This is a genomic window from Burkholderia sp. 567, assembly GCF_040545115.1.
GTDB lineage: Bacteria > Pseudomonadota > Gammaproteobacteria > Burkholderiales > Burkholderiaceae > Burkholderia > Burkholderia ambifaria.
Window position 1 is genome coordinate 58,478 of the sequence record NZ_JBEPLG010000010.1, and the last position, 15,920, is coordinate 74,397.

Genomic DNA, 15,920 nt, shown 5'->3' on the forward strand with positions numbered 1-15,920 from the left:
GCGCGACGATGGATTTCCAGCACACAGAAGACCGCCGGATGCTGGCGGACACGTTGAACCGCTTCATCGCCGAACAGTACGCGTTCCCGGTGCGCGATCGCATCGCGCAGTCGGCCGACGGGTTCGATCGCACGATGTGGCAGCGCTTCGCCGAACTCGGCGCAGTCGGCGCGCTGTTCGCCGAGGCCGACGGCGGCTTCGGCGGCGCGGGCTTCGACATCGCCGTGGTGTTCGAATGCCTCGGGCGCGGGCTCGTCGTCGAGCCGTTCCTCGGCGCGCTGCTCGCGGGCCGCGCGCTGTCGCTCGCCGGCGGCGCCGCGCATCGCGAGCGGCTTGCCGCGCTGATCGACGGCAGCGCGAGCGCCGCGTTCGCGCACGACGAGCCGGGCTCGCACTACGAACTGACGACGGTGCGCACGCGCGCCGAGCGTGCCGGCGACGGCTGGGTGCTGACGGGCGCGAAGGGCGTCGTCGATCAGGCCGCGCAGGCGGCGTTCTTCGTCGTCAGCGCGCGCGTGTCCGGTCACGAAGACGACGCGGCCGGCATCGGCCTGTTCGTCGTGCCGGCCGACGCGCCGGGCGTGTCGCTGCGCGACTACCGGAAGATCGATGGCGGCCGCGCGGCCGAAGTGCGTTTCGAGCGCGTCGCGCTGCCGGCCGATGCCGCGCTCGGCGCGCCGGATGCGCACGACGGCGAAGCGGGCGCCGCGCTGCTCGAACGCGTGCTCGGCTACGGGCTGCTCGCGCTGTCGGCCGAAGCGCTCGGCGCGATGGACATCGCGAAGGAATACACGCTCGACTACCTGCGCACGCGCAAGCAGTTCGGGATGCCGATCGGCAGCTTCCAGGCGCTGCAGCACCGGATGGCCGACCTGCTGCTCGAAGTCGAGCAGGCGCGCTCGGCGGTGATCAATGCGGCCGCGCAGCTCGATGCGCCGCGTGCGGTGCGCGAGCGCGCGCTCGCGGCGGCCAAGTACAGCATCGGCCGGATCGGCACGCTGGTCGCCGAGGAAAGCATCCAGCTGCACGGCGGGATCGGGATGACGTGGGAGCTGCCGCTGTCGCACTACGCGAAGCGGCTGGTGATGATCGATCACCAGCTCGGCGACGAGGATCATCATCTCGCGCGCTATATCGCGCTGTCGAAACAGTAAAGACGAACGACGCGAATGGAGGAGACAACGATGACGAACGACCCGCGCGCATTGCCGCTGGCCGGCGTGAAGGTGCTCGATTTCTCGCGCGTGCTCGCGGGCCCGTGGAGCGCGATGGTGCTCGCCGATTTCGGCGCGGACGTGATCAAGATCGAGCATCCGGCGCGCGGCGATGACACGCGCGACTGGGGGCTGCGGATCGGCGACACCGAGACGACCTACTTCAACAGCGTGAACCGCAGCAAGCGATCGATCTGCGTCGACCTGCAGACGGAAGCCGGGCGGCGCATCGCGCGCGAGCTCGCCGCGCAGGCCGACGTGCTGATCCACAACTTCAAGGCCGGCGGCGCGGAAAAGCTCGGGCTCGGCTACGACGCGCTCGCCGAGCTGAATCCGCGGCTCGTGCATTGCGCGATCTCGGGCTACGACCGTTCGGGCCCGGAGGCCGAGCGGCCCGGCTACGACCTCGTCGTGCAGGGCGAGGCGGGGCTGATGGCGCTGAACGGCGAGGCCGACCAGCCGCCGTTGAAATTCGGCGTCGCGGCGGTCGATCTCTTCACCGGCATGTATTCGGCGCAGGCGATCCTCGCCGCGCTGTACGAGCGCCATGCGACGGGGCGCGGACGGCAAATCGAGATGGCGCTGTTCGACTGCGGGCTGATGATCACCGCGTACTACGGACTCGACGCGCTGCTGATGGGCGAGGATCCGCCGCGCTACGGCAACGCGCATCCGTCGATCGTGCCGTACGGCGTGTTCGATGCGGCCGACGGCCCGCTCGTGATTACGGTCGGCAACAACACGCAGTTCGCGCGTTTCTGCGACGCGATCGAGCGGCCCGACCTCGCCGCGGACGAACGCTACAGGACCAACCTCGGCCGTTCCGCGAATCGCGCCGAGCTGCTGCCGGAGATTCGCCGCGAGCTTGCGCGTCGGCCACGCGCGACGCTGCTCGCGGCGCTTTCCGGGGCGGGCATTCCGTGCGGCGAGGTGCTCGGGCTGCACGACACGCTGACGTCGGAGCGCGCGACCCGCGCGGGGCTCGTCACGCGGCAGCCGCATCCGGTCGCGGGCGGCGTCGACGTGCTCGCGCCGCCGTACCGCTTCGACGGCGCGCGCCTGCCGGTGCGCGGTGCGCCGCCGGTGCTCGGCGCCGATACGGACGACGTGCTCGGCGGCTGGCTCGGGCTGTCGACGGACGAGCTGGCGCGGCTGCGCGCCGAGCGCATCGTGTAGACCGCTTTTGCCGCCGCGGCGCGGGCGGAGCAGTCGCGCGCCGGCCATCCAACAGACACCGCTCGCAATGACGAGGCGGTTGCCCTGCGGGGACTGGAGTACGCGCTAAAGCGCCAACTCTGGTCGACCGCGAAGCATGGGACCCGGGTAAGCGCTGAAGCACTAACTCTGGTCGACAGGAGGAGACACCATGGAGCTTTCCGTCATCGAATCGGTCACGGCGTGCCGTGACTACCAGCAGCTCGTGCGTGCGCGGCGCCGCTTCAGCTTCACGCTGACGGCGCTGATGATCGCCACCTACTACGGCTTCATCCTGCTCGTCGCGCTCGCGCCGCACGTGCTGGCCGCGCCGCTGTACCGCGGCGCGACGACCACGGTCGGGATCGTCGCGGGCGTCGCGATCATCCTGGTCGCGATCGGCCTGACCGCGTGCTACGTGCTGCGCGCGAACCGTGCGTTCGACCGCCGCGTCGCCGCGATCCTGCAGCGTTCCTGATGGAGGCCCCCATGCGACTCACTTCAAGCGCGCTCGGCGCGCTGGCCGTTCTCGTTTCCTCCGCCGCGCACGCGACCTCGGTCGCGGGCCCGATGCCCGACAAGGTCGAGCTGAACCCGGTCGCGATCGCGATGTTCTTCGCGTTCGTGTTCGCGACGCTCGCGCTCACGCGCTGGGCCGCGCGCCGCACGCGCTCGACGCGCGACTTCTACACGGCCGGCGGCGGCGTCACCGGGCTGCAGAACGGGCTCGCGATCGCGGGCGACTACATGTCGGCCGCGTCGTTCCTCGGGCTCTCGGGGATGGTGTTCATGTTCGGCTTCGACGGGCTGATCTACTCGATCGGCTTCCTGGTCGGCTGGCCGTTCGTGATGTTCCTGATCGCCGAGCCGCTGCGCAATCTCGGCAAGTTCACGTTCGTCGACGTCGTCGCGTACCGCTTCGCGCAGCGGCCGATCCGGCTGCTGACGTCCGCGAACGCGCTGACGATCGTCGTGCTGTACCTGGTCGTGCAGATGGTCGGCGCGGGCAAGCTGATCCAGCTGCTGTTCGGGCTGTCGTACGGCACGGCCGAGCTGATCGTCGGCGTGCTGATGGTCGTCTACGTGTTCTTCGGCGGGATGACCGCGACCACCTGGGTGCAGGTGATCAAGGCCGTGCTGCTGCTGTGCGGCGCGACGCTGCTCGTCTTGCTCGCGCTCGGGGAATTCGGCTTCAGCATCGACGAGATGTTCCGCCGCGCGGTGGCCGTGCATCCGGGCGCGCTGTCGATCATGGGCCCCGGCAAGCTGATTCGCGACCCGGCCAACGCGCTGTCGCTCGGCATCGCGCTGATGTTCGGCACGGCCGGCTTCCCGCACATCCTGATGCGCTTCTTCACGGTGCCGAACGCGAAGGAGGCGCGCAAGTCGGTGCTGTACGCGACCGGCTTCATCGGCTACTTCTATTTGCTGACCTTCGTGATCGGCTTTTCGGCGATCGTGCTGCTCGCGCAGCATCCGGAATTCTTCCGGCTCGGCGCGAACGGCACGTTCAACCTGACGCACGACCTGCTCGGCGGCTCGAACATGGTCGCGGTGAAGCTCGCGCAGGCGGTCGGCGGCAACTGGTTCTACGGCTTCATCGCGGCCGTCACGTTCGCGACGATCCTCGCGGTGGTCGCCGGGCTGACGCTCGCCGGCGCGACCACGATCTCGCACGACCTGTATGCGCAGATGTGGGCGCGCGGCAAGCCCGACGAGCGGCTGGAAATGCGCATCTCGCGCGCGGCGACGATCGGGTTGTCGGCGATCGCGATCGCGTTGTCGATCCTGTTCGAGCACGTGAACGTCGCGTTCATGGTCGGCCTCGTCGCGGCGGTGGCCGCCAGCGCGAATTTCCCGGTGCTCGCGATGTCGATCTTCTGGCGCGGGATGACGACGCGCGGCGCGGTGCTCGGCGGCGGCCTCGGCCTCGCGTCGGCGGTCGCGCTCACTGTGCTGTCGAAGTCGGTGTGGGTCGACGTGCTGCACCACGCGCATGCGCCGGTATTCCTCGACAACCCGGCGCTCGTGTCGGTGCCGCTCGCGTTCTTCGGGATCGTCGTCGGCTCGCTCGCGGACCGCGGCGAGCGCGCGCGGCGCGAGCGCGACGCGTTCGCGCAGCAGGAGTTCTACGCGCAGACGGGCGTGCTGGCCAGCCGCGCCGTGCAGCACTGATCCGTCCGACGAATGGCCGAATCCGTCCGGATCGCCGGACGGATATTTTCCGGAAATCCGGAATCCCGGATTTCCTTGCCTGCCGTATTATGAGAAATACAATGAAAACAACGGCTTGAGGGGTTCCGGAAACCTGGCATCGACCTTGCGATATAAACAGCACGGCCGTCCCCCCGGCCTGACTATTAAACCAAGGAGACAATCGATGACCAATGCCTTCCTCCCCTGTCGGATGACTTGAGGCATCGCTTGTTGCGGCACGGCAGCCGCGCGGGCGAATGTTTCTTTCCCCCTGACATTCGCCTGCGCGCGTGACGCCGTTTCCACCGGCTCATCTACTTCAGCAGGAACCATCGTGAAGAAGAAACCCTTCTACAAAGTGCTCTATGTGCAGGTGATTTTCGCCATCATCGTCGGCGTGATCCTCGGCCACTTCTATCCGGCGCTCGCCACCGACATGAAACCGCTCGGCGACGGCTTCATCAAGCTGATCAAGATGGTGATCGGGCCGATCATCTTCTGTACGGTCGTCACCGGCATCGCCGGCATGGAGGACATGAAGAAGGTCGGCCGCGTGGGCGGCAAGGCGCTGCTGTACTTCGAGGTCGTGTCGACCTTCGCGCTGCTGCTCGGCCTGGCGGCCACGCACATCCTGCGTCCGGGCGTCGGCTTCAACATCGATCCGGCGACGCTCGACGGCAAGGCCGTCGCATCGTACGCGGCGAAGGCGCACGGTCAGTCGACGGTCGACTTCCTGCTGCACATCATCCCGAACACGATGGTCGATGCGTTCGCGCAGGGCGAAATCCTGCAGATCCTGCTGATCGCGCTGCTGTTCGGCAGCGTGCTCGCGCACCTCGGCGAGCGCGGCAAGGTCGTCACCGACTTCATCGACGGTCTCACGCGCGTGCTGTTCGGCATCGTGCACATCGTCACGAAGCTGGCGCCGATCGGCGCGTTCGGCGCGATGGCGTTCACGATCGGCAAGTACGGCGTCGGCTCGCTGGTGCCGCTGCTCAAGCTGATCGGCACGTTCTACCTGACGTCGATCGTGTTCGTGCTGGTCGTGCTCGGCACGATCGCGCGCGTCACGGGCTTCTCGATCATCCGCTTCGTGTCCTACATCAAGGAAGAGCTGCTGATCGTGCTCGGCACGAGCTCGTCGGAAGCCGCGCTGCCGCAGCTGATGGAAAAGCTCGAGAAGGCCGGCTGCTCGCGTTCGGTCGTCGGCCTCGTCGTGCCGACCGGGTACTCGTTCAACCTCGACGGCACCAACATCTACATGACGATGGCCGTGCTGTTCATCGCGCAGGCGACCAACATCGAACTGACGTGGATGCAGCAGCTCACGCTGCTCGCGGTCGCGATGCTGACGTCGAAGGGCGCGAGCGGCGTCACGGGCGCGGGCTTCATCACGCTCGCCGCGACGCTCGCCGTCGTGCCGACGATCCCGCTGTCGGGCATGGTGCTGATCCTCGGCATCGACCGCTTCATGAGCGAATGCCGCGCGCTGACCAACATCGTCGGCAACGGTGTCGCAACGGTGGTCGTGTCGGCGTGGGAGAAGGAGCTCGACCGCAACAAGCTGCGCCAGGCGCTGACTGGCGGCGGCGAAGTCAAGACGACCGAGGCGGCCGGCGTCTGACACCATGAACGAGCAGGCGGCGGCACCGCCCGCGGCCGCCGCGCCGCGCGGCGGCCGGGGCGGCCAGGGCGGTGATGCGGAGCCCTATGACACAATAGGCGATCCGCATCGCCAGGAAGTCACGTCCGTGAAGCGCCGCCTGCTCATCCTCGTCGTGCTTGCCGTCGCGCTCGCGGCGGCGTGCGCGCTGACGTGGACCATCACGTGGCGGCGCGGCGTCGCGGAGCTGCAGCGCAACGCCGCGGTGCGCGTCGACCGCACCACCAACGCGCTCAAGAGCACGCTCGACCGCTACGAATCGCTGCCTTATCTGCTCGGCAGCCATCCGTACGTGCAGGACCTGCTCGCCGAGCCGAAGCGCGCCGATTTCACCGGGCGCGCGAACCGCTATCTCGAAGACCTCAACGAACACGCGCACGCGACCGTCACCTACGTGGTCGGCGCGGATGGCCTGTGCGTCGCTGCCAGCAACTGGCGCGCGCCCGACAGCTTCGTCGGGATCGAATACCGCTTCCGTCCTTATTTCATCGACGCGATGAACGGCCGGGTCGGCCGCTTCTTCGGGATCGGTACGATCTCGCGCGACCCCGGCTACTACATCTCGCAGCCGGTGTGGCGCGACGGCAAGATCGCGGGTGTCGTCGTCGTGAAACTCAATCTCGAATGGTTCCAGGGCGCCGACGCGTCCGAACCGCTCGTCGTCGCGGACGATCACGGCGTCGTGTTTCTCTCGTCCGTGCCCGCGTGGAAATACCACACGCTCCATCCGTTGACAGGGCCCGTCGCCGCGTCCATCTACGAAACGCGCCAGTACGCGCAGCAGCCCGTCACGCCGCTGCCGCTGCGCGTCGAGCAGGTGCTCGGCGCGGACGCGGAGATCGTGCGCCTCGGCCCCGGCCTGCGCGCGCCGCGCTTCCTGGCCAGCAAGCGGCGGATCGGCGAACCCGACTGGCTGCTCGTCACGCTCGCGCCGATCGCACCGATCGACGCCGATGCGCGCAACGCGACCATCGTCACGGGCTTCGGCTTCGTGTCGGTGGCGTTGCTCGCGTTCTACTGGCGCATGCGCCGCGCTCGCGTGCGCGAGATGATCCGCGGCCGCGCGCTGCTGCAGCAGGCGTACGCGGAGCTGAACCGGCGCGTCGAGGAACGCACGGCCGATCTGTCGGAGGCGAACGAGCAGTTGCAGAAGGAAGTCGGCGACCGGATCCGCGCGGAACAGGAATTGCGCGCCGCGCACGACGAACTGATCCAGGCGAGCAAGCTCGCCGCGCTCGGCCAGATGGCGGCCGGCATCACGCATGAACTGAACCAGCCGCTCGCGGCATTGCGCAGCTTCTCCGACAACACGCGCGTGCTGCTCGATCGCGGCGAGCAGGCGGCCGCGCGCGAGAACCTCGAGGCGATCGCCGCGCTGACCGAGCGGATGGGCAAGATCACCAACCAGCTGAAGCTGTTCGTCGGCCGCGCGAAGCCGCGCAACGAACAGGCGCTGGTCGTGCGCGCGCTGCGCAGCGTGCTGTCGCTGCTCGGCGAACGGTTGCGCGGCGTCGCGCTCACGCTGACGCTGCAGGATGCGACCGTGTCGCCCGCGCAAGATGCGCCGCTCGACCTCGCGCGCGATTATCCGGACCTCGTCGCCCGCTGCGAGGATCTGCGCCTCGAACAGGTGCTGATCAACCTGCTCGGCAACGCGCTCGACGCGGTCGCGGGTGTCGCCGCGCCGGCGATCGAAGTGACGATCGCGGTGTCGGTCGCGACGCTGGCGGTCGAGGTGCGCGACAACGGCCCGGGCATCGCGCCCGACCTGCTGCCGCGCTTGTTCGAACCGTTCTTCACGACCAAGGAAATGGGGCGCGGGCTCGGGCTCGGCCTCGCGATCTCGTCGTCGATCGCGAGCGACGCGGGCGGCGCGCTGACCGCGCGCAATGCGCCGTCGGGCGGCGCGCTGTTCGTCTTGACGCTGCGGCGCACGCGCACGCATCATCCGGACTCCCTGTCCGAGCCGGCGGGCTCGCGCTAGGGCCCGTTCGCCGCACGACCGGCATCAACGAGAGCCGCGCGCGCTTCCCGCCGCGCGGCGTGTCAGGAGCAAGTGACTACGATGGCCAACCGGCTGCAAGTGATCTATATCGAAGACGATGCGCTCGTTCGCCGGGCGAGCGTGCAGAGCCTCCAGCTCGCGGGGTTCGACGTCGTCGGGTTCGAATCGGCCGAGGCGGCCGACAAGGCGATCGTCGCGGAAACCGCCGGCGTGATCGTCAGCGACATCCGGCTGCCCGGCGCGAGCGGGCTCGACCTGCTCGCGCAGTGCCGCGAGCGCGTGCCCGACGTGCCGGTGATCCTCGTCACCGGCCACGGCGACATCTCGATGGCCGTGCAGGCAATGCGCGACGGCGCGTACGACTTCATCGAAAAGCCGTTCGCGGCCGAACGGCTGATCGAGACCGTGCGCCGCGCGCTGGAGCGGCGCGAACTCGTGCTCGAGAACCATGCGCTGCGGCGCGAGCTGGCCGGGCAGAACATCGTCGCGCCGCGCATCATCGGCCGCAGCCCGGCGATCGAACAGGTGCGCAAGCTGATCGCGAACGTCGCGCCCACCGACGCCTCGGTGCTGATCAACGGCGACACGGGCGCCGGCAAGGAGCTGATCGCGCGCAGCCTGCACGAGCTGTCGCCGCGTCGCGACAAGCCGTTCATCGCGGTGAACTGCGGCGCGCTGCCCGAGCCGATGTTCGAGTCGGAGATGTTCGGCTACGAGCCCGGCGCGTTCACGGGTGCCGCGAAGCGCCGCGTCGGCAAGCTCGAATATGCGTCCGGCGGCACGCTGTTCCTCGACGAAATCGAAAGCATGCCGCTCGCGCTGCAGGTGAAGCTGTTGCGCGTGCTGCAGGACGGCGTGCTCGAGCGGCTCGGCTCGAACCAGCCGATCCGCGTGAACTGCCGCGTCGTCGCGGCCGCGAAGGGCGACATGAGCGAGCTCGTCGCGGCCGGCACGTTCCGGCGCGACCTGCTGTACCGGCTCAACGTCGTGACGATCGCACTGCCGCCGCTCGCGGAGCGCCGGGAGGACATCGTGCCGCTGTTCGAGCATTTCATGTTGGACGCGGCCGTGCGCTACGGGCGGCCGGCCCCCGTGCTGACCGACCGGCAGCGCGCGAGCCTGATGCAGCGCGACTGGCCCGGCAACGTGCGCGAGCTGCGCAACGCGGCGGACCGCTTCGTGCTCGGCGTCGCCGACATGCCGCAGGATGCGGGCGCGAGCGGCGACGATGCCGAGAGCGACCAGACGTTGAAGGAGCGCATCGAGCAGTTCGAGCGCGCGGTGATCGCGCAGGCGCTGAACCAGACGGGCGGCGCGGTCGCGGCGACGGCCGACCGGCTGCATGTCGGCAAGGCGACGCTGTACGAGAAGATGAAGCGCTACGGGCTGTCGGCGAAAGGCGAAACCGAGCGCTGAAAAACGAACGGACCGCAGTGCGGTCCGTTGTGCGGAGCAAGGCTGCGTGCACCCTGCGAGCGGGGAATCCAGCGGCGGCGCTCAGGCCGCGTTGCCCTCGAGCGCCTTCTTGAGCAGCGCGTCGAGTTCCGCGAACTGCGGTGCGCCGACGTAGCGCTTCAGGATCTTGCCGTTCTTGTCGACGACGAAAGTCGTCGGCGTGAGCTGCACGTTGCCGAACTGCTTCGCGACGCTGCCGTCGTCGAGCGCGACCTTGAACGGCAGCTGGCGCGTCTGCGCATAGTTCGCGACGTACATCGGCGGATCGTAGTTCATCGCCACCGCGACGAATTCCAGCCCCTGACCCTTGAAGCGATTGTAGGTCTCGACCATCTGCGGCATTTCCTGCATGCAGGTCGCGCAGCTCGTCGCCCAGAAATTGACGAGATAGACCTTGCCCTTCAGGTCGCCGGCCGTCGACACCTTCTGGCCCGACAGCAGCGTGAACGTCGCGTCCGGCACGCTGGACTTGCCGTTGAACGCAAAGAAGCCGGCAACGGCGATGGCCGCGACGACGACGGCCGCCACGATATAGCGGGCGGGGCCGGTGCGGCGCTGGGCGGGAGGCGTGGTGTTCATCTGGTGCTCTCGGAGTCGGTCGATGACGCGGATCGATGCAAAGGACGTCGAAATTCGGCGCTCATTTTAGCGCGAATGCGCGGCATGCACCGGCGGCCGCCACGGATCTCCAGGGTCAGCCTTCACGGATAATGAGCGTTTTGCCTGCTCGATCCCTGCCATGCCGAAGGAAGTCATCGATTCGTTGCGCCCCCTTTTTCGTCCGCTGCGACACTTCGCCGCGCTCGCATGTGTGAGCGCCGCGCTGACTGCGTGCTCGCCCTCCTATGACTGGCGCACGCTGCACAACGACGCCGGCTATACGATCGACCTGCCGGCGAAGCCGACCGTCGAGGACCATCCGATAGCGGTGGGCGGCGCATCGATGCCGATGCGGATGCAGGCCGCGCACGTCGACGGCGCGGTGTTCGCGGTCGGCACGCTGACGCTGCCCGACGACCGCGACGACACGCGCCGCGCGGCGCTCGAGTTCCTGCGCGCGGGGCTGTCGCGCAATCTCGAAGGCGCGCCGCAGACGGCGTCGGTGCCGGTGCCGCTCGCGGCTGGCGGCGCGGTGAACGCGATCGAGCTGCGGGTCGCGGGCGCGGCCAGCGGCGGCGACCACGCGCACAAGACGATCGTTGCGCGGCTCGTGGCGCGCGGCCGGCATGCGTATCAGGCCGTCGTGATCGCCGACGGCCCGCTCGCGCAGGAACAGCGCGACCAGTTTTTCGGCTCGTTCAAACTGGACTGACACCGGCCGGCGAGGGCGCTCTGACACGTTGTGACAACTGAAAGTTCATTCGCAGCTTTCGACGCTAATCTCCGGATTTTGCGGGGATTTTTCAACTATCCACAGCGCATGTGGATAACTTTGTTGAAAAGTCGGGCGAATCTTGCGCAAAGCCGCACCAGACGGCCTTCCGGTGCATTTCACAACTTCGGTGCCATTTGAGAAAAATCAATGGAAACAAGGGGATACGGATTTCGCGATGGCAAGGCGCTCACGAGCGGTGATCCGGGGCCAGATTCGCTAAATTGTGCATAAGTCAAGTCTTGACAGCCGGATTTTGTCCCTCGAGGGCGCTCACAGCGCCGTGAGCGCGCGCCGGTAGCGGATTGCCTCGGCGATCTGCGCGGCCGTCGGCAACGGGTCGCCGGCCAGGTCGGCGATCGTCCGCGCGACCTTCAGCACGCGGAAATACGCGCGCGCCGACCAGCCGAAGCGCTCGCCGGCCTCGCGCAGCAGCCGCTCGCCGTCGTCGGTCGGGCGGCACAGGTCGTCGGTCTCGCGACCGCTCAGCATGTGATTCGTCTTGCCCTGCCGCTCGAACTGCAGCGCACGCGCCTGGGCGACCCGCGCAGCGACCGTGGCGCTCGATTCGCCGTGCGCGGTCGCGCGCGCGGCGAGTTCGGCCGGCGACAGCGCGGGCAGGTCGATCTGGATGTCGATCCGGTCGAGCAGCGGCCCCGACAGCTTGCGCAGGTAGCGTGTGGCGACGTCCGGCGAGCAGCGGCAGCGCCCGGACGGATCGCCGTGCCAGCCGCACGGGCACGGATTCATCGCGGCGATCAGCTGGCACGCTGCCGGGAAATCGGCCTGCTGCGCGGCGCGCGAGATCGTGATGCGGCCGACTTCCAGCGGCTCGCGCAGCATTTCCAGCACGTGCCGGTCGAATTCGGGCAGTTCGTCGAGAAACAGCACGCCGAGGTGCGCGAGCGTGATCTCGCCCGGCTGCGGCGGATTGCGGCCGCCAACCAATGCAGCGGCGCTCGACGAATGATGCGGCGAGCGGAACGGCCGCCGCCGCCACTGCGCGGGCGAGAAGCCGAGGCGGCTCGCGGAAAGGAGCGCGGCCGACGTCAGCGCCTCGTCGTCGGTCAGCGGCGGCAGGAGGCCCGGCAGCCGCGCGGCCAGCATCGACTTGCCGGCGCCGGGCGGCCCGATCATCAGCATGTGGTGCCCGCCCGCGGCGGCCACTTCGAGCGCGCGCCGGGCGCCGCGCTGGCCGATGACGTCCGCGAGATCGGGGGCGGCCGGCCCCGGCTCGCCGTCGAGGCAGGGCGCCGCGACCGGCGCGAGCCGCGCGTCCGGCGCACCGGCGAGGTGCGCGCACAGCGCGGGCAGGTCGGGCGCGCCGAACACCGTGACGCCCGGCACGAGCGCGGCCTCGGCGGCGCTGTCGAGCGGCAGATACAGCTCGGGCGGGCGCGACGCGGCCGCCGGGCCGGCCGCTGGGTCGGACATCGCGCCGGGCCGCGCGCTGGAACCGACGCTTGATCCGGTGTCACCCGCGCGCCAGTCGCGTGCCGCGCCGCACGCCATCGCGAACGCGCCGCGCATCGGCCGCAGCGCGCCGGTCAGCGACAGCTCGCCCGCGAATTCGCGGCCGGCCAGCGCGTCGGCCGGGATCTGGCCGCTCGCGGCGAGGATGCCGAGCGCGATCGGCAGATCGAAGCGGCCGGACTCCTTCGGCAGGTCGGCCGGTGCGAGGTTGACCGTGATGCGGCGCACGGGGAATTCGAATCCGCAGTTCTGCAGCGCGGCGCGCACGCGCTCGCGGCTTTCACGGACTTCGAGATCGGGCAGGCCGACGATCGAGAACGACGGCAACCCGTTGGCAAGATGGACTTCGACGGTGACGTCCGGCGCGCGGCCGGCCGCCGGCGCGCGACTGCGCACCACGGCGAGCGACATGGCGAGGCTCCTGTAAATGAATCGGCGGGCAACGGCCGTTCGGGGCCGCATGCCGCGGGAATCGGAGGAATCGGTGCGCGCTTGCCGGCGTGGCGCGAGAAAGAACGAGGAACGACGAACTGCGAAGAGCGAGGAACAGCGAAGAGCGGGGGGACTGCGAAGAACGACGAAACGGCTTACTGATTGGCAGGCTGGCGAGGGGGCAGGCGCGGGCCGCACGAGGCAGCCCGCGCCCGGACCGGTCGGTCAGAGGGCGTCAGGCCTGCGGCGCTGCGAGCTTCTGCTCGAGTTCCGCGACGCGCTTTTCGAGTTCCTCGAGACGCACGCGGGTGCGGGCGAGCACCTGTGCCTGCGTGTCGAACTCCTCGCGCGTGACGAGATCGAGTTTCGAGAAGCCTTGCGACAGCATGGCCTTCACGTTGCGCTCGACATCCTTGGCCGGCGAGTTTTTCAGCAGATCGCTGACGCGCGACTGCAGGTCGTTGAAAACATCGCTGGGTTGCTTCATGAGATATCCCTTCCTTGCACAAAAAATGTGCATCTTCAGTTGCGTACGTGCCCATGATGCACGCATGACCGGAAATGGTGCGCCGCTGGCGCGAATTCCGGGCATGGCGCCCGCATGGGTGAATGGCCCGGTGAACCGGGACGTGCGTGCACTCTAGCAACGATCCTTTCGACGCGCCAGCAAACCGGGCCCACGTTGACCGTTCGGCCGGGCTTCCACACCTTTCAACGGGTGATGCGCCCCCGTTTCGGAGCCGTTCGAGACGGTCCTCGCGCAAACATGGCATGCGAGTTGCTGGGAAGAGACCGTCACACCATTCCAACCAATTCGACGGGACCACCCAGCGAGAGGACTTCATGAAACTGATTACCGCAATCATCAAGCCGTTCAAGCTCGATGAGACGCGCGAAGCGCTCTCCGCGCTCGGCGTCTCGGGCATCACGGTGACGGAGGTGAAGGGCTTCGGGCGCCAGAAAGGGCATACCGAGCTGTACCGCGGCGCCGAATACGTGGTCGACTTCCTGCCGAAGATGAAGATCGAGGCGGCCGTGTCCGACGATCTCGTCGACCAGGCAGTGGAAGCGATCGAGCGGGCCGCGCGCACCGGCAAGATCGGCGACGGGAAGATCTTCGTCACGCCGATCGAGCAGGTGATCCGGATCCGGACCGGGGAGACCGGCGCAGACGCGCTGTAACAGACAAAGACAAGCAACAAGAGGAAACCCGAGATGCGCAAACTTCTGATGTCCCTGCTGATGGCAGGCTCGCTGATCGCGGCCGGTGTCGGCCCCGCGCTCGCGGACGACGCGGCCTCGGCCGCGTCCGCGCCCGCCGCAACGGCGTCCGATGCAACGGCAGCCGCTTCGGCCGCCACCGAGGCATCGGCGCCTGCCGCTGCCGCCGCCCCCGCGTCGGCCGCCGACGCATCGGCTGCCGCGGCTGCGTCCGCGCCGGCCGCACCCGCCGCGCCGACCGCGCCGTTCTCCGTCGATTCGTCGAAGATCAGCGCCGGCGACACCGCGTGGATGCTGACGTCCACCGCGCTCGTGCTGTTCATGACGATCCCCGGCCTCGCGCTGTTCTACGCGGGCATGGTCCGCAAGAAGAACGTGCTCGCGACCGTGATGCAGAGCTTCGCGATCACCGCGCTGATCACGGTGCTGTGGACGGTGGTCGGCTACAGCCTCGCGTTCACGCCGGGCAATGGCTTCATCGGCGGCCTGTCGCGCGTGTTCCTGCACGGGATGACCTACGTGAAGGGCGACAAGGCGACCACGCTGACCGTCAGCCACCTCGCGTCGACGATTCCGGAATCGGTCTACTTCGTCTACCAGATGACGTTCGCGATCATCACGCCGGCGCTGATCTGCGGCGCGTTCGCCGACCGGATGAAGTTCTCGGCGATGCTCGTGTTCATGACGCTCTGGTCGCTGATCGTCTACGTGCCGATCGCGCACATGGTGTGGGAGCCGACCGGCTGGCTGTCGGCGGACGGCGTGCTCGACTTCGCGGGCGGCACGGTGGTGCACATCAACGCCGGTATCGCGGGCCTCGTGTCGTGCCTGATGCTCGGCAAGCGCGTCGGCTTCGGCCGTGAATCGATGGCGCCGCACAACCTCGTGCTGACGATGATCGGCGGCTCGATGCTGTGGGTCGGCTGGTTCGGCTTCAACGCGGGTTCGGCAGTCGCGGCCGACGGCCGTGCCGGCTTCGCGATGCTGACGACGCAAGTTGCGACGGCCTGCGCGGCGCTCGGCTGGATGTTCGCCGAGTGGCTCACGCACGGCAAGCCGTCGGTGCTCGGCATCGTGTCGGGCGCGGTCGCGGGTCTCGTCGCGATCACGCCGGCGGCCGGCTTCGTCGGTGTACCGGGTGCGCTCGTGATCGGCATCGCGGCCGGCGTCGTGTGCTACTGGTCGGCGACGTGGCTCAAGTCGAAGCTCGGCTACGACGATTCGCTCGACGCGTTCGGCGTGCACGGCGTGGGCGGGGTGCTCGGCGCACTGCTGACCGGCGTGTTCGCGGTGAAGGACATCGGCGGTTTCGACGGCAGCCTGCTGCTGCAGGCGAAGGGCGTGCTGATCACGCTGGTATACAGCGGCGTGCTGAGCTTCGTGCTGCTGAAGCTGATCGACCTGACGATCGGCCTGCGCGTGAGCGAAGAGGAAGAGCGCGAAGGCCTCGACGTGGTGCTGCACGGCGAGCACGTCGAATAAGTCGTACGGATGACGGCGGGCCGCCGCGCAGACGGCGCCCGCCACGAATGAGCGCAGCGACTTCGGCCCGCCCACCCGGCGGGCGTTTTTTTCTCCTGCGTCGTGCCGCCGCAGCGCATAACCCTTCGACCTATCGGGTCAATAGCCGAAAACTTCCTCCAAATCCTTGTGAAGCCGGGAACAATCCCCAAATGGGCAAAGCAATTGCTCTAC

13 protein-coding genes are annotated in these 15,920 nt (G+C 68.5%); 10 read left to right on the forward strand and 3 right to left on the reverse strand.

The annotated features are described in order from the left end of the window. Positions 1-8 precede the first annotated feature (8 nt). From ABIC50_RS26200 to ABIC50_RS26230, 7 genes are all read left to right on the forward strand, one after another. A complete protein-coding gene (locus ABIC50_RS26200; RefSeq protein ID WP_354167910.1) occupies positions 9-1,154 on the forward strand; it encodes an acyl-CoA dehydrogenase family protein in 1,146 nt (381 codons plus the stop codon). Between the two features lie 30 nt (positions 1,155-1,184). Then, a complete protein-coding gene (locus ABIC50_RS26205) occupies positions 1,185-2,390 on the forward strand; it encodes a CaiB/BaiF CoA transferase family protein (RefSeq protein ID WP_354167913.1) in 1,206 nt (401 codons plus the stop codon). A 190-nt stretch (positions 2,391-2,580) separates the two neighbouring features. Beyond that, positions 2,581-2,886 carry a DUF485 domain-containing protein gene (locus ABIC50_RS26210; RefSeq protein WP_126228573.1) on the forward strand — a complete coding sequence of 102 codons (306 nt, stop codon included), beginning with the start codon at positions 2,581-2,583 and terminating at the stop codon, positions 2,884-2,886. An 11-nt stretch (positions 2,887-2,897) separates the two neighbouring features. Continuing rightward, entirely contained in the window at positions 2,898-4,583 is a 1,686-nt protein-coding gene (locus ABIC50_RS26215; RefSeq protein ID WP_354167916.1) for a cation acetate symporter, read from the forward strand. 355 nt (positions 4,584-4,938) lie between these two features. After that, positions 4,939-6,228 carry a dicarboxylate/amino acid:cation symporter gene (locus ABIC50_RS26220; protein WP_011658021.1) on the forward strand — a complete coding sequence of 430 codons (1,290 nt, stop codon included), beginning with the start codon at positions 4,939-4,941 and terminating at the stop codon, positions 6,226-6,228. Between the two features lie 4 nt (positions 6,229-6,232). After that, the gene (locus ABIC50_RS26225; RefSeq protein ID WP_354167919.1) at positions 6,233-8,251 is read left to right on the forward strand and encodes a sensor histidine kinase; all 2,019 of its coding nucleotides are present in this window, start codon (positions 6,233-6,235) and stop codon (positions 8,249-8,251) included. An 81-nt stretch (positions 8,252-8,332) separates the two neighbouring features. Further along, complete coding sequence (locus ABIC50_RS26230; protein ID WP_011658019.1) at positions 8,333-9,688, forward strand: sigma-54-dependent transcriptional regulator; 1,356 nt, start codon at positions 8,333-8,335, stop codon at positions 9,686-9,688. 81 nt (positions 9,689-9,769) lie between these two features. Here the strand turns inward: ABIC50_RS26230 and ABIC50_RS26235 are convergent, their stop codons facing one another. Beyond that, positions 9,770-10,306 carry a TlpA disulfide reductase family protein gene (locus ABIC50_RS26235; RefSeq protein ID WP_354167921.1) on the reverse strand — a complete coding sequence of 179 codons (537 nt, stop codon included), beginning with the start codon at positions 10,304-10,306 and terminating at the stop codon, positions 9,770-9,772. 160 nt (positions 10,307-10,466) lie between these two features. Between ABIC50_RS26235 and ABIC50_RS26240 the strand changes: the two genes are divergently transcribed. Further along, entirely contained in the window at positions 10,467-11,039 is a 573-nt protein-coding gene (locus ABIC50_RS26240) for a hypothetical protein (protein WP_354167924.1), read from the forward strand. A 333-nt stretch (positions 11,040-11,372) separates the two neighbouring features. Here the strand turns inward: ABIC50_RS26240 and ABIC50_RS26245 are convergent, their stop codons facing one another. Then, positions 11,373-12,983 carry a YifB family Mg chelatase-like AAA ATPase gene (locus ABIC50_RS26245; RefSeq protein WP_354167926.1) on the reverse strand — a complete coding sequence of 537 codons (1,611 nt, stop codon included), beginning with the start codon at positions 12,981-12,983 and terminating at the stop codon, positions 11,373-11,375. A 256-nt stretch (positions 12,984-13,239) separates the two neighbouring features. Further along, positions 13,240-13,491, reverse strand: coding sequence for an accessory factor UbiK family protein (locus ABIC50_RS26250; RefSeq protein WP_006489451.1), 252 nt, complete (start codon positions 13,489-13,491; stop codon positions 13,240-13,242). 356 nt (positions 13,492-13,847) lie between these two features. Here ABIC50_RS26250 and ABIC50_RS26255 point away from each other — a divergent pair, with 356 nt between their 5' ends. Together ABIC50_RS26255 and ABIC50_RS26260 are read left to right on the forward strand one after the other, a co-directional pair. Next, the gene (locus tag ABIC50_RS26255; protein ID WP_006398175.1) at positions 13,848-14,186 is read left to right on the forward strand and encodes a P-II family nitrogen regulator; all 339 of its coding nucleotides are present in this window, start codon (positions 13,848-13,850) and stop codon (positions 14,184-14,186) included. 33 nt (positions 14,187-14,219) lie between these two features. Beyond that, positions 14,220-15,707: an ammonium transporter gene (locus ABIC50_RS26260; RefSeq protein ID WP_212070345.1), complete on the forward strand. Its 1,488-nt coding sequence runs from the start codon at positions 14,220-14,222 to the stop codon at positions 15,705-15,707. Positions 15,708-15,920 lie beyond the last annotated feature (213 nt).